This is a genomic window from Ottowia oryzae (assembly GCF_003008535.1).
Classification (GTDB): Bacteria; Pseudomonadota; Gammaproteobacteria; order Burkholderiales; family Burkholderiaceae_C; genus Ottowia; species Ottowia oryzae.
Genome location: NZ_CP027666.1, coordinates 1,616,654 through 1,638,544, shown reverse-complemented (window position 1 = coordinate 1,638,544; position 21,891 = coordinate 1,616,654). Strand labels below are relative to the sequence as shown.

Annotated in this window: 17 protein-coding genes and 1 pseudogene; 8 read left to right on the top strand and 10 right to left on the bottom strand. The window is 67.8% G+C overall.

Going from position 1 to position 21,891, the window contains the following annotated elements:
• Nucleotides 1–114: 114 nt before the first annotated feature.
• Nucleotides 115–3,612, bottom strand: a complete 3,498-nt coding sequence (gene dnaE / locus C6570_RS07660) for a DNA polymerase III subunit alpha (RefSeq protein ID WP_106702687.1) — start codon at nt 3,610–3,612, stop codon at nt 115–117.
• A 297-nt stretch (nt 3,613–3,909) separates the two neighbouring features.
• Here dnaE and C6570_RS07655 point away from each other — a divergent pair, with 297 nt between their 5' ends.
• The 8 genes from C6570_RS07655 to C6570_RS07620 all read left to right on the top strand — a co-directional run bounded on the left by C6570_RS07655 (nt 3,910) and on the right by C6570_RS07620 (nt 11,064).
• Nucleotides 3,910–4,626 (top strand): hypothetical protein, encoded by a 717-nt coding sequence (locus tag C6570_RS07655; RefSeq protein ID WP_106702686.1) that lies wholly within the window; start codon nt 3,910–3,912, stop codon nt 4,624–4,626.
• Between the two features lie 18 nt (nt 4,627–4,644).
• The gene (locus C6570_RS07650) at nt 4,645–5,181 is read left to right on the top strand and encodes a GTP-binding protein (RefSeq protein WP_106702685.1); all 537 of its coding nucleotides are present in this window, start codon (nt 4,645–4,647) and stop codon (nt 5,179–5,181) included.
• Nucleotides 5,182–5,185: 4 nt separating this feature from the next.
• Nucleotides 5,186–5,578: a roadblock/LC7 domain-containing protein gene (locus C6570_RS07645; protein ID WP_106702684.1), complete on the top strand. Its 393-nt coding sequence runs from the start codon at nt 5,186–5,188 to the stop codon at nt 5,576–5,578.
• Nucleotides 5,575–5,940 carry a hypothetical protein gene (locus C6570_RS07640; RefSeq protein ID WP_106702683.1) on the top strand — a complete coding sequence of 122 codons (366 nt, stop codon included), beginning with the start codon at nt 5,575–5,577 and terminating at the stop codon, nt 5,938–5,940. Before C6570_RS07645 ends, C6570_RS07640 begins: the two co-directional genes overlap by 4 nt.
• A gap of 289 nt (nt 5,941–6,229) precedes the next feature.
• Nucleotides 6,230–7,456, top strand: a complete 1,227-nt coding sequence (gene gspF, locus C6570_RS07635; RefSeq protein ID WP_106702682.1) for a type II secretion system inner membrane protein GspF — start codon at nt 6,230–6,232, stop codon at nt 7,454–7,456.
• A gap of 29 nt (nt 7,457–7,485) precedes the next feature.
• On the top strand, nt 7,486–8,424 hold the full coding sequence (locus C6570_RS07630; RefSeq protein ID WP_106702681.1) for a 5'-nucleotidase: 939 nt from the start codon (nt 7,486–7,488) through the stop codon (nt 8,422–8,424).
• A gap of 1 nt (nt 8,425) precedes the next feature.
• The gene (locus C6570_RS07625) at nt 8,426–8,899 is read left to right on the top strand and encodes an EF-hand domain-containing protein (protein ID WP_164675507.1); all 474 of its coding nucleotides are present in this window, start codon (nt 8,426–8,428) and stop codon (nt 8,897–8,899) included.
• 353 nt (nt 8,900–9,252) lie between these two features.
• The gene (locus tag C6570_RS07620) at nt 9,253–11,064 is read left to right on the top strand and encodes an ABC transporter ATP-binding protein/permease (protein ID WP_245896348.1); all 1,812 of its coding nucleotides are present in this window, start codon (nt 9,253–9,255) and stop codon (nt 11,062–11,064) included.
• 61 nt (nt 11,065–11,125) lie between these two features.
• Here the strand turns inward: C6570_RS07620 and C6570_RS07615 are convergent, their stop codons facing one another.
• From C6570_RS07615 to C6570_RS07575, 9 genes and pseudogenes are all read right to left on the bottom strand, one after another.
• Nucleotides 11,126–11,740: an acyloxyacyl hydrolase gene (locus C6570_RS07615; protein WP_106702678.1), complete on the bottom strand. Its 615-nt coding sequence runs from the start codon at nt 11,738–11,740 to the stop codon at nt 11,126–11,128.
• Nucleotides 11,741–11,985: 245 nt separating this feature from the next.
• Nucleotides 11,986–12,741, bottom strand: a complete 756-nt coding sequence (gene queC / locus C6570_RS07610) for a 7-cyano-7-deazaguanine synthase QueC (RefSeq protein ID WP_106702677.1) — start codon at nt 12,739–12,741, stop codon at nt 11,986–11,988.
• Between the two features lie 244 nt (nt 12,742–12,985).
• Entirely contained in the window at nt 12,986–14,377 is a 1,392-nt protein-coding gene (locus C6570_RS07605; RefSeq protein WP_106704574.1) for an NnrS family protein, read from the bottom strand.
• 224 nt (nt 14,378–14,601) lie between these two features.
• Complete coding sequence (locus tag C6570_RS07600) at nt 14,602–15,102, bottom strand: hypothetical protein (protein ID WP_123812235.1); 501 nt, start codon at nt 15,100–15,102, stop codon at nt 14,602–14,604.
• A 187-nt stretch (nt 15,103–15,289) separates the two neighbouring features.
• Nucleotides 15,290–16,834, bottom strand: a pseudogene (gene paaZ / locus C6570_RS07595) (phenylacetic acid degradation bifunctional protein PaaZ); the annotation flags it as partial.
• Between the two features lie 170 nt (nt 16,835–17,004).
• A complete protein-coding gene (locus tag C6570_RS07590) occupies nt 17,005–17,745 on the bottom strand; it encodes an ABC transporter ATP-binding protein (protein ID WP_106702674.1) in 741 nt (246 codons plus the stop codon).
• Nucleotides 17,742–19,556, bottom strand: a complete 1,815-nt coding sequence (locus C6570_RS07585) for a branched-chain amino acid ABC transporter ATP-binding protein/permease (RefSeq protein ID WP_106702673.1) — start codon at nt 19,554–19,556, stop codon at nt 17,742–17,744. The genes C6570_RS07590 and C6570_RS07585 overlap by 4 nt, the downstream gene beginning before the upstream one ends.
• Nucleotides 19,553–20,581: a branched-chain amino acid ABC transporter permease gene (locus tag C6570_RS07580; RefSeq protein WP_106702672.1), complete on the bottom strand. Its 1,029-nt coding sequence runs from the start codon at nt 20,579–20,581 to the stop codon at nt 19,553–19,555. Before C6570_RS07580 ends, C6570_RS07585 begins: the two co-directional genes overlap by 4 nt.
• A 153-nt stretch (nt 20,582–20,734) precedes the next feature.
• A complete protein-coding gene (locus C6570_RS07575; protein WP_106702671.1) occupies nt 20,735–21,889 on the bottom strand; it encodes an ABC transporter substrate-binding protein in 1,155 nt (384 codons plus the stop codon).
• Nucleotides 21,890–21,891: the final 2 nt, after the last annotated feature.

The window sequence follows — 21,891 nt, the reverse complement described above, 5'->3', positions numbered from 1 at the left end:
ACGCCTTTGCTTGGCCGTGGGTGGCGGCGCAGTGGGGCACCCCACGGCACCCCCAGCACTACGCCGCCGCCAGTGCGGGCTGCGGGTCTGGGGCAGCAGGGCTGCGCGCGGCGATCACTCGTACACGATGGCCGCGCGGCCTTCATCGGCCTGGGCCATCCAGCTGGCCAGGGCCGCGTCGCTGGGGTAGAAGCTGGCCTGGTCGCCCAGTTGCAACTGGGCCATCGCGCCACCCGCGGGCGTGTGCCGCTCCATCAGCAGGCGCACGGGCAGGCCGCGCAGAAGGTCGCCGTGCTCGGTGCGCTCGACCTGTGGCGGGTACTCGTTGAGCAGACGGCGCACGTCGGGGCTCTTGCCGTTCACCGCCACGCGCAGGAACTTGCCAAAGCGGCAGCGCGCCGAGGGCAAATCCCAGACCTGGGTGATCTGCAATTGCAGGCCGCCACTGAACCTGTCCTGCATCACCTTGGCCAGCACGACGATGAATTCGTCGTCCTTCAGCAGGTTCTTGTGCTGCTGGATCAGCGCCTCATCCACGCGCGCGTCCAGCGCGCCGGATTTGTCGTCCAGCTTGAACAAGCCCAGCTTGCCGCGTTGGCCGTTGATAACGCGAAAGTCGCCCACGATGCCCGCCAGCAGCTGCGGCTCGCGGCTTTCAGACAGTTCGTCCAGGCTGCGCCGCACGAACTGGCGCACCTCGCGCTCTACCTCGTCGAACAGGTGCCCGGACAGGTAAAAGCCCACAGCGGTCTTCTCAAAGCTCAGGCGCTCCTTCACGCCCCAGGGCTTCACGGTGGGCAGCGGCGGCTCTTGCGAGATGGAGCCGTGGCCGTCGGCCATCATGTCGAACAGGCCGCCCTGGTTGGCGTTGGCCTCGTTGTTGGCGGCAAACTCAAACGCCAGGTCGATGGCGGCGGCCAGCGTGGCGCGGTCCATGTGCAGGGCGTCGAACGCGCCAGCGCGCACCAGCGCCTCCAGCGTGCGCTTGTTCACGCGGCTGCGGTCCACGCGGCGGCAAAAGTCGAACAGCGAGGTGAACGGGCCAGTCTCGTCCCCAGCCGGTCCGGTGCCACGGCCTTCGCGCGCGGCCACGATGGCTTCGATCGCCTGCTGGCCGGTGCCCTTGATGGCGCCCAAGCCATAACGGATCAGCGTGTCGGTGACGGGCTCGAAACGGTAGCGGCCACGGTTGATGTCGGGCGGCTCGAACTGCACGCCCGCACGCAGCGCGTCTTCGTACAACACCTTCAGCTTGTCGGTGTTGTCCATTTCCACGGTCATGTTGGCGCAGTAGAACTCCGCCGTGTAGTGCACCTTCAGCCAGGCCGTGTGGTACGCCAGCAGCGAATAGGCGGCCGCGTGCGACTTGTTGAAGCCGTAGCCCGCGAACTTCTCCATCAAGTCAAAGACTTCATCGGCCTTGGCTTCGCTGATGCCGTTCTTGGCCGCACCTTCACGGAAGATGATGCGGTGCTTGGCCATCTCCTCGGGCTTTTTCTTGCCCATGGCGCGGCGCAGCAGATCGGCGCCACCCAGGCTGTAGCCACCCAGGATCTGCGCGGTCTGCATCACCTGCTCTTGGTAGACCATGATCCCGTAGGTCTCGCTGAGCATGTCGGCCACCAGCGGGTGCGGGTATTCCACTTCCTCGCGGCCGTGCTTGCGGGCCACGAAGCTGGGAATCAGGTCCATGGGCCCCGGGCGGTACAGCGCGTTCAGGGCGATCAGGTCTTCCAGCCGGGTCGGTTTGGCGTCGCGCAGCATGCCTTGCATGCCGCGGCTTTCAAACTGGAACACCGCCTCGGTGCGCCCCTCCTGGAACAGCTTGTAGGTGGCCGCGTCCTTGAGCGGAATATTCTCGAACTGGAAATCCTTCTGCCCCGGATGGCGCTGCACGATGAATTCGCGCGCGATCTCCAGAATGGTGAGCGTGGCCAGGCCCAGAAAGTCGAACTTGACCAGGCCCACGGCCTCGACGTCGTCCTTGTCGTACTGGCTGACGGCCGATTCGCTGCCGGGCTGCTGGTACAGCGGGCAGAAGTCCGTCAGCTTGCCGGGCGCAATCAGCACGCCACCCGCGTGCATGCCGATATTGCGCGTCATGCCTTCGAGCTTCTTGGCCAGCTCGATCAGCGTCTTGACTTCATCCTCCTTGGCGTAGCGCTCGGCCAGGATGGGCTCCACCTTCATCGCGCCGTCGATGGTGATGTGCTGGCCCGGCTTGTTGGGGATCAGCTTGCTGATGCCGTCGCAGAACATGTAGCTCATGTCCAGCGTGCGGCCCACGTCGCGGATCGCCGCGCGTGCAGCCATCGTGCCGAAGGTGGCGATCTGGCTGACCGCCTCCTTGCCGTACTTGCCTTTGACGTAGTCGATCACGCGGTCGCGGTTGGACTGGCAGAAGTCGATGTCGAAGTCGGGCATCGACACGCGCTCAGGGTTCAGGAAGCGCTCGAACAGCAGCTTGTACTGCAGCGGATCCAGGTCGGTGATCTTCAGCGCATAGGCCACCAGCGAGCCCGCGCCCGAGCCCCGGCCCGGCCCCACGGGGCAACCGTTCTGCTTGGCCCAGTTGATGAAGTCACCCACGATGAGGAAGTAGCCTGGAAAGCCCATCTTGAGGATGGTGGCGATCTCGAACTCCAGGCGCTCCACGTACAGTGGGCGCTGTGCATCGCGCTGCGCCGCATCGGGGTAGATCTGCGCCAGGCGCTCCTCCAGCCCCTCGAAAGACGCCTCTCGGAAGTAGCTGTCGATGGTGTGCCCCTCGGGCACCGGAAAATTCGGCAACTGCGGCTTGTCCAGCACCAGCGTCAGGTTGCAGCGGCGCGCGATCTCGACGCTGTTGGCAAGGGCCGAAGGCAGATCGGCGAACAGGGTCGCCATCTCGGCGCCGGTCTTGAAGTACTGGTCTTCGGTGAAGCGCCGCACGCGGCGTGGGTTGCCCAGGATCTCGCCCTCGGCAATGCACACGCGCGCCTCGTGCGCCTCGTAATCACTGGCATCCATGAACTGGATCGGGTGCGTGGCAACCACCGGCAGCTTGAGCCGCGCCGCCAGCGCCACCGCTTCGGCCACGTGCGCCTCGTCCTCCGGGCGCCCTGCGCGCTGCAGCTCAATGTACAGCCGGTGCGGAAATACTTCGGCCAGGCGCAGGGCCAGGTCTGCGGCCAGTTCCTGGTTGCCTTGCAGCAGGGCCTGGCCGATGGGGCCGGCTTGCGCGCCCGACAGCAGGATCAGCCCGCCAGACAGCTCCTTCAGCCAGGCCCAGCGCACGGTGGCCACGTTCTTGACCACGCCTTGGGTCCAGGCGCGCGCCAGCAGCTCGGACAGGTTCAGGTAACCCTGGTGGTTCTGCACCAGCAGCAGCACGCGCGACGGCGGCTCGCCCTCGCCATCGGGCGACTCCAGGAAGACTTCCGCCCCCACGATGGGCTTCACGCCTTGGCCGCGCGCCGCCTTGTAGAACTTGATCGCGCCGAACAGGTTGCCGAGGTCGCTGATGGCCAGGGCCGGCTGCTGGTCGGCGGCCGCCCGGGCGACGGCGTCATCGACCCGGACGATGCCGTCCACCACGGAATATTCGGTATGCAGTCTGAGATGAACGAACATGAGACGAAAAGAATGGGCGCGCGCCGGGTTCAAAGCGCGATGTCAACCTGGCCGGTGCACGGCGTCAGCGCACTCCACACCAACGAAAAGCCTGATACGGCGCGGCTTGTGCGCATTTCTGCGCATTTCTTGGGCAGAGGGATCGCGGGGCGGGAATGTTAAAAATATACTCTGCGTGTGACACGGTGGCCGATGGCCGCCGAAGTCTTCAGGACGCCACCCCGTGGCTTGTGTTTTTCCGACAGTCTAGGTCAGCAGTGGGGCCTTTGCTGCGTTTGCTCAGATGCCCTTCGATCTATGTCTAACTTGAGACTCGGTGCTTACAAGCTTCCTGCTGCCGAAGTCGTGCTGATACAGACGCTGTTTCGACTCTACTCGCACGGCGGCGACTTCAACTGGACCTTTGTCACAGCCCCTCCGTACGACGCGCTGCTGGTCGATGGCGCCTCCAGCGACGCCGATTCGCCCGAAGTGGCCCGGATGGCCAGGTCCATCCTGCGCCTGACCCGCATGAACGGCGAGGCCGGGCCCGATACGCTGCAGCGCCCCATCCGGGCGGACAAGTTGCAGGATTGGTTGAACTCGGTGTCCTATGGCTTTCAGGACACGCGCCCCGTCGCTCAGACCAGTACGCCCGCCAGTGAGCCGCCCCCCGCAGCTGAGGCCGAGGCGCCCGCCATCAGCGTCAGCCCCGTGCGTTTCAAGCTGCGCCGCTGGCCCCCGGCGGCCTTGCTGCGCAGCGACCCGAACCGCATCCGCATGGCCACCGTGCTTTCGCGCCGTGCCTTGAACGCGGCCGAGCTGTCTTCCATCAGCGGCCAGTCCGTCGGCGACTGCCAGGCTTTCCTGCAAACCCTGCAGACCACCGGCCTGGTCGAGATGCAGCAGGAAGCGCCCGTGGTGGCCGCGCCTGCCAGCACCGATACCGCCTCCCGCCCCGCGGCCGCCACCGTGGCCAAGCCGACGTTCGCGCGCAGCCTGATTTCCGGCATCCGCCGCCGCCTTGGCCTGTAAACAGATTTCGACAACACCATGAACGAGTACAAGATTCTGTTCACCGGCACCATGGGCGCGGGCAAGACCACCGCCATTGGCGCGGTGAGCGAGACACCCCCCATCGTCACCGACGTTGAGAACAACGACCTCTCGCACACCAAGGAACGCACCACGGTGGGCCTGGACTTTGGCCAGTTCACACTGGACAACGGCGACCGCATCCGCCTGTTCGGCACGCCCGGCCAGTCGCGCTTTGACTTCCTCTGGAAGATCCTGTCCAAGAACGCCCTGGGCATGATCATCCTGACCGACAACTCGCGCCCCGACCCGCTGGGCGATCTGCGCGTGTACCTGGAAGGCTTCGCGGACGATCTGGACATCATGCCGTGCGCCATCGGCATTGGCCGCCTGGCCGAACACCCCACGCCCACGCTGGACGACTACATCAACGAACTGGCGCGCCACAACCGCGTGCTGCCGGTTCTGGAGGTCGATGTGCGCAAGCGCGACGACGTCATCCTGCTCATCGATACCCTGCTGGCACAGCTCGAAGCCGGCATGTTTGGAGAATAAACCCATGTCCGTGAAGATCAACCTGGCGCCTTCGGCCAAGGTCATCGCCAGCCGCGAAGCCGAAAACATGCTGAGCGAAGTCGATGGCGTGACCGCCGTCGTCATCGCCACGCTCGACGGCTTTGACGTCGCCTCCGCCATGCGCCATGGCGACCCCGCGCGCGTGGCCGCCATGGCCAGCTCGATCTCGGCGATCAGCTCGGTCGTGTCGCAAGAAGCCAGCCTGGGCCGCAACAAAAGCGTGACCATCGACACCGAATCCGGCTTTGCCGTAGTGTTCAGCGTGCACCGCCCCGACGCGGATCTGGTCATCAACGTCATCGCCGACGGCAGCGCGATCCTGGGTCAGGTGGCCTACCGCACCGCCCAGTTCGCCAAGACACTGGCCGAAGCATGAAAGAGAAGCGCCTGCAGGATGCCGTCGAGGCCATGGCGGCGATGCCCGGCCTGGAGGGCTGCGCGCTGGTCGAGATCGAAGCGGGCATGGTCTGGCACCACGCCGGCCACATCGAAGGCGTGCAAACCTTCGCCGAAGCCGCCAGCGACTACTGGCGCCTGTACACCCGGCTGTCGGATCAGTTCAAGGACCTGGGCGACCTGCGTGCCTCGGTCATGATGCATTCGCATGGCCGGCTGACGCTGCTGCCCTGCGGCACCGGCATGCTGCTGGTGACCCTGACGCGCCAAAAGTCCGAAATCGACTGGGCGCTGTGGCAAGAGAAGACGCGCGAACTCGCGCTGCTGGTCAACGAGCTTTGATGGCGCGCCGCCGCTCGTCGCAGTGCCCACGAGCGGCTTTCAAGTGAAATCGCCCTCTAGCGCCGGTCCCACCAGCGCCGGGTGCTATCAAATTTGAGTATCTTCGCTGCTAGCCTGGCGCGTTCGCAGCCGCTTGTGCGCCGAGCCCTGCGCTGCCACCACATCGTCGAAGCAGCCCACGCCACCCGCGTGCGGCGACCACCGCACAGCTGACGGGCGCCTCCGCGCCCGGCAGGCCAGCAGTTCGCTACCATTGGCGGCTGCCCCACCACCCCACTCTTGGTTACCCGTGCCCGCCTACACCTTTGAAGCGCTGCAAGTTGACGGCAAGACCCGCAAAGGCGTGGTCGAGGCCGACACCGCCAAGGCCGCGCGCGCGCTGCTGCGCGGGCAGTCGCTGGTGCCGCTGCAGGTGGATCCGGTGTCCGGCGGCGAGCTGGCCGCCGACGGTACGCAGCGCGCTGGCCGCTGGGGCGCCCGCGCCTTCAACAGCACCCAGCTGGCGATCTGGACGCGCCAGCTGGCGGGCCTGGTCGGCTCTGGCCTGCCGCTGGAGCGTTCGCTGTCGGCGCTGGCCGACGAATCGGACGACGTACGCCAGCGCAACCTGATCGCGTCGCTGCGGGCCGAGGTGAACGCCGGCTCGTCTCTGGCCAAAGCCATGGCCTTGCACCCCGCCGCGTTTTCGCCGGTGTACACCGCCGTCATTGCCGCGGGCGAACAGGGCGGCGATTTGGGCACGGTGCTGGAACGCCTGGCCGACGATCTGGAAGAGCGGCAGGCGCTGCGCTCCAAGCTGATCGGCGCGGCGCTGTACCCGGCCATCGTCACCGGCGCGGCCATCGTCATCGTCATCTTCCTGGTGACCTACGTGGTGCCGCAGGTGGCCACGGTGTTCACCGGCACCAAGCACTCGCTGCCCTGGCTGACCTCCGCCATGCTGACCATTTCGGCCTGGGTGCGCGACTACGGCTGGTACGCGCTGGGCGTGCTGGTGGTTGGCTTCATCGGTTTTCGGCTGGCGCTGCGCAACCCCGCGGCGCGACTGCGCTTTGACGCCGCCTGGCTCGAGCTGCCGCTGGTCGGGCGCCTGGCGCGCGGCTACAACGCCGCGCGCTTTGCCAGCACGCTGGCCATGCTGGTGGGCGCGGGCGTGCCGATCTTGCGCAGCCTGCAGGCCGCGTCTGAAACCCTGAACAACCAGGCCATGCGGGCCGACGCCGAAGATGCGCTGGTGATGGTGCGCGAAGGCGCGCCGCTGGCTTCGGCGCTGTCGCAGAAAAAGCGCTTTCCCGGCCTGCTGGCCATGTTTGCGCGCCTGGGCGAGCAAACCGGCCAGCTGCCGCTGATGCTGCAGCGCGCGGCCAACCAGCTTTCTGCCGAGGTGCAGCGGCGCGCGATGCAGTTGGCCACGGTGCTGGAGCCGGTGCTGATCCTCGCCATGGGCGTGATCGTGATGATGATCGTGCTGGCCGTGATGCTGCCCATCATCCAGATGAACCAGTGGGTCAAGTAAGCCCCACACCCGCAACCCCACACATCGCCATGGCCGCCACCCTTCAAGACCAGCTCGTGGTGGCGATATCCTCGCGCGCCCTGTTCGATTTCGAGGAAGAAAACCGCCTGTTTGAAACCGGTGACGCCGATGCCTATGTCGAGACACAGTTGCGCCGCATCGACATCCCCGCGCCGCCGGGCGTGGCGTTTTCGCTGGTCAAGAAGCTGCTGGCCTTCAACGAACCCGGCCATCAGCGGGTGGAAGTCGTGGTGCTTTCGCGCAACGACCCGGTCAGCGGCATGCGCGTGTTTCGCAGCGTGGCCGCCGCTGGCATGCGGGTGGAGCGCGGCGTGTTCACCCAGGGGCGCGACCCGTTCCGCTACCTGAAGCCGCTGGGAGCGCACCTGTTCCTTTCGGCGAACGAAGCCGACGTGCGCCAGGCACTGGCCATGGGTTTTCCGGCGGCGCGCGTGGCCACCGGCTCGGCCCGCGCGGGCGAGAACCACCCACACGAAGTGCGCATTGCGTTCGACGGTGATGCGGTGCTGTTTGCCGACGAAGCCGAGCAGGTCTTTCAAAAGCGCGGCCTGGCCGCCTTCCAGGCGCATGAAAAGCGCAAGGCCGAGCTGCCCTTGCCCGACGGCCCCTTCAAGCCGCTGCTGACCGCGCTGCACCGCCTGCAGGGTGCGGGCAGCCAGGCCATGCGGCTGCGCACGGCGCTGGTCACCGCGCGCAGCGCGCCCGCGCACGAGCGCGCCATCCGCACGCTGATGCACTGGGGCATTGGCGTGGACGAGGCGATGTTCCTCGGCGGGCTGCCCAAAGGCGAATTCCTGCGCGAATTCGAGCCGGATTTCTTCTTCGACGACCAGACCGGCCACATCGAGCAGGCGGCCGAGCACGTGCCGGCGGGCCATGTCGCCGGCGGCGTTACAAATTCCGCAGCGGGGGCGGAAACCTCTGAACGCCGCCGACGCTCCAAGTAGCATGAAACATCCATTGGCCTTGATCGGCGCCGCCTACCTTGGCGCCAGCCTGGCGTGCGGCGCCGCCTGGGCGCAAGACGCCACAACCGGCAGCACGGCGTCGCCCCCGGCGCCCAAAGCTGCGCCTAAGACCGCGCCCAAGACCGCATCCAACGCGCCATCCAAATCCGCTGCCAAACAGCCCAGCAAGAACGAAGAGCAGGCGCTGAAATGGTTCAGCATGCTGGACGCCGATGGCGACGGGCGCATCTCCTGGAAAGAAGCGCAAGTAGGCATCCGGCTTCGCCCCTCGCTGGCCGACGAGTTCAAGCGCGCCGACCTGAACGGCGACGGCTACCTGACGCAGGACGAAATCCGCAAGGTGGCCGACCGCCGCCGCGCCGAACGCGAAGCGCGCCGCGCCCGTGAACGCGTCGCCGCCGAAGGCCAGACCAGCGCGGCCAAGGCGCCAGCCGCCCCAACCACCACCCGCTGACGCCGCTGCGCGCCCTGCCGCGCTGCCAGCGCCGCCGTCGCTGCCCGAACGCGCCGTGCCCCACCTCATCAGCCTGGCAAGAAGCCAACCCGTCGCCCGCCGCGTGGCGCCCCATCTCAATGGCTCAACCAGGCTCCAGTGCCCGTTTCCGCTGCGCAAGCAGCTATGTTTTATATAGTACAAGGGGGGCGCTCGCCTGCTGCGTGGATGCGGCTGCGCTGAGGCGCTGACCCTGCGCCGCCTAGCCAGCCGCCGCTCCCACCGCAGCGCGCGGCCGCCCTATCCCTCCACCCACCTCGATGCCGAGCCGTGCCATGCGTCTTGCCGCCAGATTGGCCCAATTTCAGCGCTTCATGAGGCAGGTAGCGCACCTGTCGCTGCCCTACTTCCGGTCGGACGAAAGGTGGAAGGCGCGCGGCTTGCTGCTGGCGATCGTGCTGCTCAACCTGGGCTCGGTCTACATGCTGGTGCTGCTCAACGAGTGGAACCGCGTTTTCTACGACGCGCTGCAGAACAAGGACGCCGCGGTGTTCTGGGCGCAGCTGGGGCGCTTTACCTACCTGGCGATGATCTTCGTCGCCATCGCCATCTACCGCTTTTACCTGACCCAGCTGCTGCAGCTGCGCTGGCGCGCCTGGATGACGCGCCACCTGATGGGCCGCTGGCTGCAGGGGCACGCCTTCTACCGTATGGAGCTGGGCCGCTACGCCGCGCCGTCAGCACCCGGCGATGCCGCCATCAGCCCCAACGGCCTGCCCGCACCGGGCCAGCGCGTGCCCGACAACCCCGACCAGCGCCTGCAGGAGGACGTGAACCTGTTCACCACGCAGACCATCGACCTGTCGATGGGCTTTCTGAACGCGGTGGTCACGCTGGTCAGCTTTGTCGGCATCCTGTGGTCACTTTCGGGCGGCTTCAGCTTTGCACTGGGCGGGCACCAGTTCACCATTCCGGGCTTCATGGTATGGATGGCGGTGCTGTACTGCGTGGTGGGCAGCGTGCTGACGCACTACATCGGGCGGCCGCTGATCGGGCTGAATTTTGAGCAGCAGCGGCGCGAGGCCGACTACCGCCACCACCTGATGCGGGTGCGCGAATACAGCGAAGCCATTGCGCTGGACAAGGGCGAGCAGGCCGAGTACCGCAGCCTGGACCTGCGCTTTTCCGCCGTGCTGGCCAACTACCTGAAGCTGATCCGAAAGCAAAAGCAGCTGGTGGGTTTTACCAACGTGTTCGGGCAGGCCGCCGTGGTCTTTCCGATGCTGCTCGCGGCGCCGCGCTTTTTCAGCGGCGCCATCCAGTTGGGCGAGCTGATGCAGATCTCGTCGGCCTTCGACCGCGTGCAGGGCGCGCTGTCTTGGTTTGTAGACCGCTACGACAGCCTGGCCAGCTGGCGCGCCAGCACCGAACGGCTGACCAGCTTCGAGGCGGCACTTTCAAAGTCAAATGTGCCGCCAGCGCAGGTGCAGCCAGCGCCAGCAGCTACGAATATTGCAGCAATCCAGGCCGACGACCTGAGCCTGCAGCTGCCCGACGGCACGCCGCTGGTGCAGCACGCGCAGCTGCACGCCGCCGCAGGCCAGCACACGCTGGTCCAGGGTCCATCGGGCAGCGGCAAATCCACGCTGCTGCGCGGCCTGACGGGCATCTGGCCCTGGGCCACGGGCCGCGTGGCGCTGCCGGCCAGCACGGCGGTGATTCCGCAGCGGCCGTACTTCCCGGATGGCAGCCTGCGCGATGCGCTGGCCTACCCCGCGCCCGCTGGCGACTACAGCGACGCCGCGCTGCGCCACGCGCTGCAGCAGGCCCTGCTGCCCGAGTTGGCCAGCCGCCTGGACGACCGCGACAACTGGACGCAGAAGTTGAGTGGTGGCGAACTGCAACGCCTGGCCATCGCGCGGGTGCTGCTCAAGCAGCCAGCGTGGGTGCTGGCAGACGAGGCGACCAGCGCACTGGACGTGGCGGCCGAACAGCTGCTGTACCAGCGCCTGCAAGCGATGACGGAGCAGGCCGGCGGCGCGCTGGTGTCGGTCGCGCACCGCCCCACGGTAACGGGCTTTCACCAGCGCGTGTGGCGGCTGGTGCCTGAAGATGACCCTACCGGCGCCGTATCGGGCGCGGCGCGCTACCGCGTTGAATCCGAAGCGCTGGCGCCACAGCCCTGAAGGGGCAGCGGCAACGGGTGCGCGAATGGCGCGGCCGTTGCCCTGCCCTCAAGCGGCCCCGTCAGAAACGGTAGGCGTAGTAAACCTGCACGAAGTTGATGCCGGGGTTGGGCTTTTTGATGCCCAGGTTCGACAGATGCTGCAGCCGCACGCCCAACGTCGATCGCCCGTCTTGGCCAAACTGCATGCCTGCGCCCAGCATGTCGGCAAACTGGAAGGCGGTGCTCATGTTGTGATCGTCGGCCATCCGCGTGTGCGACAGCAGGCGCACGCCGATGGAGCCTTCTACAAAGAACACGTTCGCGCTGCCTTGCAAAGGCCGCTCCAGCCGCAGCACGGGCGAATAGCCCACCTCCACCACGTCGCGCGCCTGGGGCACGTGCCAGGCCGCCAGCACGCCTTCGTGCCGCAGGCGCAGCCGCCACGCATCGCCCTGCCACAGGGGCGCGGGCCGCGTCCAGCCGGCCACCACGCCCACCTGCCGCACGCGGGCGGTTTCGGAAGCGCCGCCGATCAGCGTCCAGTCCACCCCTTGGGCTTGCGCCGCGGCGCCCGCCAGCACCAGCGTGGCGCCAGCGGCCCAGCGGGCGATGCCGCGGCAAGCGTGGCCGACCGGCGGTGTTGAACGGGTGACGCGCGCATGGCGTGGGCTGAGCGGGGTGGCGAGGGCAAACATCGGAATATCAAAGGGTTGGATTCATCAGGCCGAAGCGGCTGTCTGCGCGGCCGTGGCGGCCTGGCTGCCGTACGGCAGGTCAAGGCAACCAGGCTTCAACAAGACTAGACAAGGCGCTTGGCATCGCCGTTTCATTTTTTCACAATACCGCGCGGGGTCTGTCGGACAAGGCCGCCAGACCCTGGCAGCCCGGGGCCGCGGTGATGCCAGGCCTGGCGCGGCGCGGCGGCTGAATCCTCGGCGCCTCAGGCGCGCGCGGCGGGCGCGGCGCTGGCGCCCCCCAGCGCCTGCCGCCAGCCTTTCCAGCCGGCCGCGCGCAGCGCGCAAGCGGGGCATTGCCCGCAGCCGTAGCCCCATTCGTGCCGCTGATCGCGCTCGGCGTGGTAGCAGGTGTGCGTGTGCTCCAGCAGGATGTCGACCAGCGCGTCGCCGCCGCCGTGCGGGTCTGCCGCCTGGCCCAGCGCGTGCGCCATGGCCCAGGTGGCAGCCTTGTCGATCCACATCAGCGGGGTTTCGATCACCAGGCGCCGGTCCATGCCCAGCGACAACGCCAGCTGCATGGCTTTCATCGTGTCGTCGCGGCAATCCGGGTAGCCGGAATAGTCGGTTTCGCACACGCCCGCCACGATGACCTGCAGCCCGCGCCGGTACGCCAGCGCGCCCGCAAAGGCCAGAAACACCAGGTTGCGACCGGGCACGAAGGTGTTGGGCAGGCCCGAACCGGCCAGCGCGATGGCGCTGTCGCGCGTCAGCGCGGTTTCGCTGATCTGGCCCAGCACGTTCAGGTCGATCACGTGGTCTTCGCCCAGGCGCGCGCGCCACTCGGGAAAGCGCGCCTGCAGCACGCGCCGCACCATCAGGCGCTGGCGCATTTCCACATGGTGGCGCTGGCCGTAGTCAAAGCCCACGGTTTCCACGCGGCGATAGCGGCTGAGCGCGTCGGCCAGGCAGGTGGTGGAATCCTGTCCGCCCGAAAATAGGACGAGGGCACTGTCGTGCATGGCGGCTCCAAAAAACAAACGTTATGTGCCGCTGGCGCAGGCTGCACCAGCGCTGGCAGCTATCTATTTAATAGTATTCGGAGCGCTTGCATGGCGCTGACCGCGCTGTGCCGTCGCCTGGGTACGCCCCGCAGCACCGCATTCAACCACGGCGCCAGCGCCTGCAACGCGGCGCGCCCGTGCGCTCAGCCAGCGCTAAGTGAAGCGTGAACCGCGGCGCGCGCACCGCATGGCTGACCGCACCTCAGCCGGGCTTGCCGTCGGCGCGGGGCCGGCCGTACCAATTGCCGTAGCGCAGCGCCCACGCCGTGACGACGGCGGCCCAGGCCAGCGCGGCCAGGGGCGTCAACGCCGCCGGCGCGCCTTGCACCGCGGCGATCAGCCGCAGCCCCACCGCCACCTGCAGCGCCCAGAACAGGCCCCACACCAGGTCGTCGGCCACCAGCGCGCGCCCGCTGTGCCCGCACGACACGCGCGTGACCATAGCCAGCATCAGCGACCCCAAGAAGCCCATGCTGAGCGCGTGCAGCGCGCCCAGGCCCAGCACGGCCTGCCCGGTCAGCAGCCAGATCGCCTGCGACGCGGCGCTGTACAGCAGGGCCACGCCAAACCAGACAAAGCCCACGTGCAGCATGGCCAGCAGGCGGATCTTCAGGCTTTGCGCCAGCCCCCAGACCACCGCCAGCCACAGCAGCACGGCGCCGGCAACGCTTTCCACCACGATGACGAACACCGTCCACTGCGGCCACGCGCGGGCCGAGGGCGCCGCCTGATCGACCCACACCGCCAGCACCTCGAACGCGGCCACGGCCAGCATGAACCACAGCACCCACATCGGCCGCCACACCTCGATCATCGGCAGTGCGCTGGAGGTGAAGAACGGAATCATCCTGTGCGCCACGGCCACGTAGGTCACGACGATGAAGCCCCACAACCCCGTGCGCACCGCCACCAGCGCCAGGTCGACGCGCCCCAACGCCAGGCATGCGCCCACCGCCGCCAGGCACAGCACGCCCACGCAGCCGCCCCACCCCACGGCCAGGGCGTGCACGCGGTCGGGCGCGCGGCTGGCGCGAATCAGCCGCCAGAACAGGCCGTACATCCAGAGCAGCCCCACCCAGGCCAGTGCCAGGCCCAGCAGGGCCACGCCAACCAGCGTGTGCGCGCCCAGCAGCCACAGGCCCCAGCCCACGGCCTGCAACACCCCCGGCGCGCGCAACTGGCGCGCCGCGTAGGGCGGCACGTTCAGCCACTTCGGCCCGGCGGTGAACAGAAAGCCCGAGAAATACAGCGGCATGAAGCCGAACACCATCACCGCCGCATGCGTCAGCGTAGGCGTCACGGCCCCGCCCAAGGCGAACGCGCCGGTGATGCGTCCCCACTGAACCGCCAGCCACCACAGGCTGGCCATGACCAGCACCACCGCCGCCAGGAAGAAGCCCAGCCGGTGCGGCGACGCCAGCAGCGTGCCAAAGCGCCAAGGCCCTTGCGTGGGCGGCGGCCGCTGGGGGCGCTGCGGCGCAGGCTGGATGGCGATCGGCACGGTGCGCGATTCGGGCGTTGTGACGGATGAGGGCAGCGCACTGGCGGCTGGCGCAGCGCGGTCGGGCGGTGGCGTGGGGGTGGATGTGACCATGCGGCTTTGTAGCGCCATGCCCGCAGTGTGGACATGACGATGGTCAAGTGTGCAGCGATGGCCCGGCCCTTCTGGCGATGACAAATGGGCGCCAGCCCTCGCACTATTCACTTTAATTTTGATAGCTGCTTGCGCTCATGGCGCGGGCGCTGGCGGCCTGAATCGCTGACCAACACCCCTCATGCAGCCGAACAGGCGCCGCGCCGCGCCCCGCCGGCAACCATTCAGCGCTGCGATGCGATGCCCTGCGCGCCTACCAGCGCCAGGCTGGCCTGCAGGCTTTCCCACGACGCCCGCATGCGCGCGTTCTGCCGCCAACGCCACACGCGGCGCAGGCGCAGCCGGGGCGCGCGGCGCCAAAGGCCCGCTGGCGCCAGCGCCGTCAGCGTGTAGAACAGGTGGTTCTGGTAGTGCAGCACCAACGTGTGCGCATCCACAGGCCAGTGCGCGTGCAGCAGGTAAGACGCGTACGGCGCGCCCAGCTGCTTGCGAGCCACGACGCGGTGTGTGCTGCCCAGCAGCAGGAAGTCGTTGGCTTCTTCAAAAAGACAATCCCACGAGGTGATCAGCAGCGCGCCCAGCGGCGTGTCGTACTGCGCGTCGATCACGAAGCCGGGCACGCGCTGGCCCGTGTCTTGGCCATCCAGGCGCAAAGCAGACGTCAGCGGCCAGGCCGCGTACGGCCCTTCGTGCTGCTGCAAGGTGTAGCGCTGCGTGGGCGTCATGCGGCGAGTATCCGCGCGTTGGCCGGGCCTGCGTGCGCCGCATGGGCGGGCGTCGGGCGCCGCATCGGCGGGCAGTTGCCCCGCCGCGGGCCAGGCCATTCAAGCCAAAAACGACTGTAGCGCCCTGCCCGCGAGCGCCAGCAGCTACTTATTGAATAGCAAACCCGCCTTGCGATCAGGCCGCACCTTCGCCCGTCACCGCCGCCAGCATGGCGGGCGAGCCCTGCACCGCCGCGCGCTGCATCAGGTGCTTGACGGCGCGCAGGCCGCCCAGCTCTTCGCCACCGCCCGCGCGGCCGGGGCCGCCGTGCTTGAGGTAGGGCAGCGCCGATCCGTGGCCGGTGGATTCGGGTGCGGCGGCGCGGTCCAGCACCTGCAGGCGCCCGTGCGTGGCGGCCATCGCGGTGATGGCTTTCACGGCGGTGGCGGCGTCCTTGGTGACCAGCGTGCCGGCCAGGCTGCCCTTGCCGCGCGCGGCCAGCGCCAGCGCCTCGTCCAGCCCTTGGTAGGCCATCAGCGTGCTGACGGGGCCGAAGGCCTCCACGTCGTGCGCGGCGTGGTGGGCCGCGTCCTGGGCCAGCAGCAGCGTGGGCTGGAAGTACGCGCCCTCGGCAATGCCGTCGCCCACGGGCGCAAAGCCTTCGCCGCCGCCAAACACCACTTCGGCGCCCTGGCGCAGCGTGGTCACGCGCTCGGCCACGTCGGCCTGCTGCGCCTGGCTGGCCAGCGCGCCCATGCGCACGCTGTCCAGCCGGGGGTCGCCCACGGTGGTCTTGGCCAGGCGCTCTTTCAGCCTGGCGGCCACGGCGTCGATGCGGTCGGCCGGCACCAGCGCGCGGCGGATGGCGGTGCATTTCTGGCCGGCTTTTTGCGTCATCTCGCGCGCCACTTCCTTGACGAAAAGGTCGAACTCCTCGTCGTCCGGCGTCACGTCGGGTGCCAGCACGGCACAGTTGAGCGAGTCGGCCTCGGCGTTGAAGGGGATGCTGCGGCGCACCAGGTTGGGCGTGCTGCGCAGCTTGGCCGCTGTGTCGGCCGAGCCGGTGAAGGTGACCACGTCCTGCTCCTGCACGCGATCGAGCAGATCGCCCGTGCCGCCGATCACCAGCTGCAGCGCGCCTTCGGGCAGGATGGCGGCATCGTTGATCAGGCGCACCAGCTTCTCGGTCAAAAAGCTGGTGGCGCTGGCGGGCTTGCCGATGCAGGGCATGCCCGCCAGGAAGGTGGGGCCGAACTTCTCCAGCAAGCCCCACACCGGGAAGTTGAAGGCGTTGATGTGCACGGCCACGCCGCCGCGCGGCACCAGCACGTGCGTGCCAGCGTAGGCGCCGGTCTTGCCCAGCGGGATCTGCGGGCCTTCGGGCCACAGGTTGCCGGACTGGGGCAATTCCTTGGCCATGCTGGCGTAGGCGAACAGCGTGCCGCTGCCGCCTTCGATGTCCACCCAGCCGTCGGCGCGCGTGGCGCCAGTGTGGAACGATAGGGCGTACAGCTCTTCCTTGCGCTCGCCCAGGTATTTGGCCAGCGCCTTGAGCATGGCGGCGCGCTGCTGAAAGTCGGTCTTGGCGAGCGCGGGCAGGCCCACGCTGCGCGCATAGGCCAGCGCTTCGGCGAAGTCGATCGCCTCGGCGTGCGTATGGGCCACCACGCTGCCGTCGATGGCGCTGCGCAGGGCCTGCGCGGGCTGCTGGCCAATCCAGCGGCCGGCGATGTAGCTTTGAAGGGGGGTCACGTAGGGCCTCGTGCTGTGCGATGGGTGATGGAAAAGCGCGCGACGCGCCAGGGGCTGGGCAGCGCAGTCAACCCGCGGGCGACGGCTGCCAATGATGAACAAAACAGCCGCTGGCGCAGGTGCCACCTGCGCCAGAAGCTATCAAAACAATAGTATTGGCGATGCGGCGCCTACGCCGCCGCCCGCGCGCCGCCGACGCCCAGGTAGGTGTCGATCACGCGCTGGTCGTGCATCAGCTCCTTGGCGGGGCCTTGCACCGCGACTTCGCCCATCTCCAGCACGTAGCCGCGGTCGGCCACGTTCAGGGCGGCGCGGGCGTTCTGCTCGACCAGCAGCACCGATACGCCGGTGCTGCGCAGGGCAGAGACGGTGTTGAGCACTTCGCGCACGATCAGCGGCGCCAGGCCCAGTGAGGGCTCGTCCAGCATCAACAGGCGCGGGCGGCTCATCAGCGCGCGGCCGATCGCCAGCATCTGCCGCTCACCGCCGGACAGGGTGGACGCCATCTGCGCGCGGCGCTCATCCAGGCGCGGGAAGATGGCGAAGATTTCCTTCATGCGCGCGGCCTGGTCGCGCTGGCCGCGCCGCCACAGTGCAAAGCCGCCCAGCAGCAGGTTGTCCTGCACCGACATCTCGCCGAACAGCTCGCGCTTTTCGGGCACCAGCGCCACGCCTTCGCGCACCATGGTTTCCACCGTGGGGCGGGCGATGGCCTTGCCGCCCAGGGTGAGGCCGCCGCGCGAAGGCAGCAGGCCCATGACGGCGTTCAGCAGCGTGGTCTTGCCCGCGCCGTTAGGGCCGATCACGGTGACGATTTCGCCTTCGCCCACCCGCAGCTCGATGCCGAAGATGGCTTGAACGGTGCCGTAATAGACAGAGAAATCGGGCAGTTGCAGCAAGGGCGTGCTCATGTCAGGTCTCCCCCCAGGTAGGCGGCGATCACGCGCGGGTCGGCCTGCACCTGCGCGGGCGTGCCGTGGGCGATGACGGTGCCGAATTCCAGCACGGTGATGCGGTCGGCCAGGTTCATGACGAATTCCATGTCGTGTTCCACCACCAAAATCGCCAGGCCCTCGGCGCGCAGCTGCGTCAACAGCCGGGCCAGGCCCTGCTTTTCAAGGTGGCGCAGGCCCGCCGCTGGCTCGTCCAGCAGCAGCACGGCAGGTTGGCCAGCCAGCGCACGGGCGATTTCAACGATGCGCTGCTGCCCCAGCGGCAGCGATCCCGCGGGCGTGTGGGCCACGGCGGCCAGGCCGCAGCGGTCGATCTGGCGCATGGCCTCGCCCAGCACGGCGGCTTCTTCCGCGCGGTCGGCGCGCAGCATGGAAGCCAGCCAGCCCGTGTGGCCGCGCCGGTGCGCGCCCAGGGCCACGTTGTCGAGCACGCTGCGGTCGCCCAGCAGACGCACGTGCTGGAAGGTGCGGCCCAGGCCCAGCGCCGCAAACGCGCGCGACGGCTTGCCCTGCATCGGCTGGCCCATCAACACCACCTGCCCTTCGGTGGGGTCGTCCACGCCCGAGATCATGTTGAAGAAGGTGCTCTTGCCGGCGCCGTTGGGGCCGATCAGCGCATGCACTTCGCCCGCGCGTACGTCCATGTGAACGGCGTTGTTGGCAATCAGGCCGGCAAAGCGCTTGGTGACGTTTTCGGCCTTCAGAACTTCCTGCCCCGCCGGCGGCAGCTGGCGCTGGTCCAGCGTGGCCGCGCCTTGGGCCGAGACGGTGGGCTGCGCGGGCGCGATCTTCAGCACGCGGTTGACCCAGCCAGCCAGGATCGGCCACAGGCCATTGGATGCGCGCTGCAGCACCAGCAGCATCAGCAGGCCGAACACCACGATCTCGAAGTTGCCGCTGGCGCCCAGCAGGCGCGGCAGCCAGTCCTGCAGCTGCTCTTTCAGCAGCGTGATCAGCGTGGCGCCCAGGACCGCGCCCCACAGGTAGCCCGAGCCGCCCACCACCGCCATGAAGAGGTATTCGATGCCGATGTTCAGGTTGAACGGCGTGGGGTTCACGAAGCGCTGCATGTGCGCGTACAGCCAGCCCGACACGGCAGCCAGCAGCGCGGCCAGCACGAACACCTTGATGCGCTGGCGGGCGGTATCGACGCCCATGGATTCGGCCATCAAACGGCCGCTTTTCAGCGCGCGGATGGCACGGCCTTCGCGCGAATCCAGCAGGTTGCTGAGCGCCCAGATGGCCAGCAGCAGCACCGCCCAGATCACCACGCCCAGAAGCCGCGGCGAGGCCAGCGACAGACCGAACACGGTCAGCGGCGGAATGTTGCTCATCCCGGTGAAGCCGCCCAGCCAATCCAGGTTGCCGAAGATGTAGTACAGGCTCAGGCCCCAGGCGATCGTGCCCAGCGGCAGGTAGTGGCCCGACAGGCGCAGCGTGGCCGCGCCCAAACCCCAGGCCACCAGCGCCGTGACCAACAGCCCCAGCACCAGCCCCACCCACGGGTACAGGCCCGCAGGCAGGAAGGACAGCCACTGCGCGGCGGCGGGGGACGTGCACACCCAGGCCGTGGCGTAGGCGCCCAGGCCAACGAAGGCCGCTTGCCCGAACGAAGTCATGCCGCCTACGCCGGTCAGCATGACCAGGCCCAGCGCCACCATGGCGTACAACCCGATGTACGACAGCAGCGTGACGGTGAACGGCGGCAGAAACGGCCACACCGCCGCCAGCACGGCGATGAAGCCGAGGACGAGGTACTGTTTTTTCATTCTTCGTCCTCCACGTGGTGCGTGTTTAGAGAGCGCCACCAGAGCACCGGAATGATCAGCGTGAACACCAGCACTTCCTTGAAGGCGCTGGCCCAGAAAGAGGCAAACGATTCCAACTGACCCACCAGCAGCGCGCCCGCCAGCGCCAGCGGATAGCTGGACAGGCCGCCCACGATCGCGGCGACGAAGCCTTTCAAGCCGATCAGAAAGCCGGTGTCGTAATAGATCGTCGTCACCGGCGCGATCAGCAGGCCCGAGATGGCGCCGATCAACGCCGCCAGCGCGAAGCTGAGGTCGCCCGACAAGGCCGTGGGAATGCCCATCAGCCGCGCGCCCACCCGGTTGATGGCCGTCGCGCGCAACGCCTTGCCGATGATGGTGCGCTCAAAAAAGAAGTACATCGCCACCACCAGCACGGCAGTGGTGCCGACGATGACCATCGACTGGCCAGAGATGCTCAGCCCGCCAACGTCCCACCGCGCCTCCGAAAACGGCGCCGTGCGCGAGCCTTCCGCCCCGAACAGGAACAGGCCCACGCCAACCAGCGCCAGGTGCAGCGCCACCGACACGATCAGCAGGATCAGCACCGTGGCGTCGGCCAGCGGGCGGTAAGCCAGCCGGTACAGCAGCGGGCCCATGGGCGTCACGGTCAGCAGCACCGCAACAACCTGCAGCAGCATGGCTTGCGGCTTGACCACCAGCAGCATCACCGCCGCCAGCGCGGGCACCACTACCGCCCATAGCAGCGTGCTTTTCCAGTCGACTTCGGCGCCACGCGCCTGGCGCACGCCTTCCACCACCAGGCAGACGGCGCACATCACCATCAGCAGCCAAAGCAAAGCGGGCGACTTGCCGGTCTGCAAGGCGGCCATGGCCAGCGCGGCATAGGCGACGAACTCGCCCTGCGGAATGAAGATGATCCGGGTGACGGAAAACACCAGCACCAAAGCCAGCGCCATCAAGGCGTAGATGGCTCCGTTGACGATGCCGTCCTGCACCAACATCAGGGCGATTTGTAAATCCATGCGCGCTACACCGTGGGTTGGGTGCTACAGAAAGATGAGCTTGGTGGCCAAAGCGAACACCGGCCAGCGGCCGGTGTATTTGTCAAACGCGCCCGCAGATCGCCTGCACCGCGGCGAAGGGCCAGCGGCGCAGACAGGGGCGCGAGTCGGGGCTTACTTGGTGCCCAGGTACTTCCACTGGCCGTTCTGGATCGTGACCATCACGCGCGCGCGCTGGTCCAGGCCCAGGTGGTCGTTGGCGGACATGTTGAAGATGCCGTGCGCACCCACCACGTCCTTGGTGCCCTCCAGCGCGTCGCGCAGCGCCGCGCGGAACTGCGGCGTGCCCGGCTGGCCGGCCTTCAAAGCGGTGGGAATCGCCACCTTCAGGATCTGGCCGGCATCCCAGGCGTGGGCGCCGAAGGTGCTGACGCTGCCTTTGCCATGCGCACCTTCATAAGCCTTGATGTATTCCTGAGCGGCTTTGCGCACCGGGTTGTCGGCGGGCAGCTGATCGGCCACCAGCACGGGGCCGGCGGGCAGCAGCGTGCCTTCCACGTCCTTGCCGCCCACGCGCAGGAAGTCGGCGTTGGCCACGCCGTGGGTCTGGTAGTACTTGCCGGCATAGCCGCGCTCTTTCAGCGTCTTTTGGGGCAAGGCAGCGGGTGTGCCAGAGCCGCCGACCAGCACCGCGTCGGGCTTGGCCGCCATGATCTTCAGCACCTGACCGGTAACGGCCGTATCGGTGCGCGCAAAGCGCTCGTTGGCCACCAGCTTGATCTTCTTGAGCTCCAGCGCCTTGGCGAATTCCTTGCCCCAGCCTTCGCCGTACGCGTCGGAAAAGCCGATGTACGCGGCCGTCTTCACGCCAGTGGCGGCCATGTGCTCGGCAATGGCCAGCGCCATCATGATGTCGTTCTGCGGCGTCTTGAAGACCCAGCGCTTCTTGGCGTCTTGCGGTTCGATGATCGCGGCCGAGGCGCCCAGCGTGATCATGGGCGTCTTGGCTTCAGAGATGGCGTCGATCATGGCCAGCGAAGCCGGCGTGGTGGACGAACCGATGATCACGTCCACGTTGCGCTCGGCAATCAGCTTGCGCGTGTTGGTCACGGCGGCGGTGGTGTCCGACGCATCGTCGAGCACGATGTAGTTCACCTTCTGCCCGCCGATGGACTGGGGCAGCAGGCCGATGGTGTTCTTCTCAGGAATACCCAGCGACGCGGCAGGCCCCGTGGCCGACAGCGTGACGCCCACGTTCACATCGGCCCAGGCGGCCGTCGTCATACCCACCACGGCCGCGCAGGCCAGCACCATCTTCTTCAATTGCATGG

Excerpts from the sequence above, each read along its gene's own strand:
- dnaE (WP_106702687.1), bottom strand. The coding sequence starts at position 3,612 with ATGTTCGTTCATCTCAGACTGCATACCGAATATTCCGTGGTGGACGGC.
- C6570_RS07655 (WP_106702686.1), top strand. The coding sequence starts at position 3,910 with ATGTCTAACTTGAGACTCGGTGCTTACAAGCTTCCTGCTGCCGAAGTC.
- C6570_RS07650 (WP_106702685.1), top strand. The coding sequence starts at position 4,645 with ATGAACGAGTACAAGATTCTGTTCACCGGCACCATGGGCGCGGGCAAG.
- C6570_RS07645 (WP_106702684.1), top strand. The coding sequence starts at position 5,186 with ATGTCCGTGAAGATCAACCTGGCGCCTTCGGCCAAGGTCATCGCCAGC.
- C6570_RS07640 (WP_106702683.1), top strand. The coding sequence starts at position 5,575 with ATGAAAGAGAAGCGCCTGCAGGATGCCGTCGAGGCCATGGCGGCGATG.
- C6570_RS07630 (WP_106702681.1), top strand. The coding sequence starts at position 7,486 with ATGGCCGCCACCCTTCAAGACCAGCTCGTGGTGGCGATATCCTCGCGC.
- C6570_RS07625 (WP_164675507.1), top strand. The coding sequence starts at position 8,426 with ATGAAACATCCATTGGCCTTGATCGGCGCCGCCTACCTTGGCGCCAGC.
- C6570_RS07620 (WP_245896348.1), top strand. The coding sequence starts at position 9,253 with ATGAGGCAGGTAGCGCACCTGTCGCTGCCCTACTTCCGGTCGGACGAA.
- C6570_RS07615 (WP_106702678.1), bottom strand. The coding sequence starts at position 11,740 with ATGTTTGCCCTCGCCACCCCGCTCAGCCCACGCCATGCGCGCGTCACC.
- queC (WP_106702677.1), bottom strand. The coding sequence starts at position 12,741 with ATGCACGACAGTGCCCTCGTCCTATTTTCGGGCGGACAGGATTCCACC.
- C6570_RS07605 (WP_106704574.1), bottom strand. The coding sequence starts at position 14,377 with ATGGTCACATCCACCCCCACGCCACCGCCCGACCGCGCTGCGCCAGCC.
- C6570_RS07600 (WP_123812235.1), bottom strand. The coding sequence starts at position 15,102 with ATGACGCCCACGCAGCGCTACACCTTGCAGCAGCACGAAGGGCCGTAC.
- C6570_RS07590 (WP_106702674.1), bottom strand. The coding sequence starts at position 17,745 with ATGAGCACGCCCTTGCTGCAACTGCCCGATTTCTCTGTCTATTACGGC.
- C6570_RS07585 (WP_106702673.1), bottom strand. The coding sequence starts at position 19,556 with ATGAAAAAACAGTACCTCGTCCTCGGCTTCATCGCCGTGCTGGCGGCG.
- C6570_RS07580 (WP_106702672.1), bottom strand. The coding sequence starts at position 20,581 with ATGGATTTACAAATCGCCCTGATGTTGGTGCAGGACGGCATCGTCAAC.
- C6570_RS07575 (WP_106702671.1), bottom strand. The coding sequence starts at position 21,889 with ATGCAATTGAAGAAGATGGTGCTGGCCTGCGCGGCCGTGGTGGGTATG.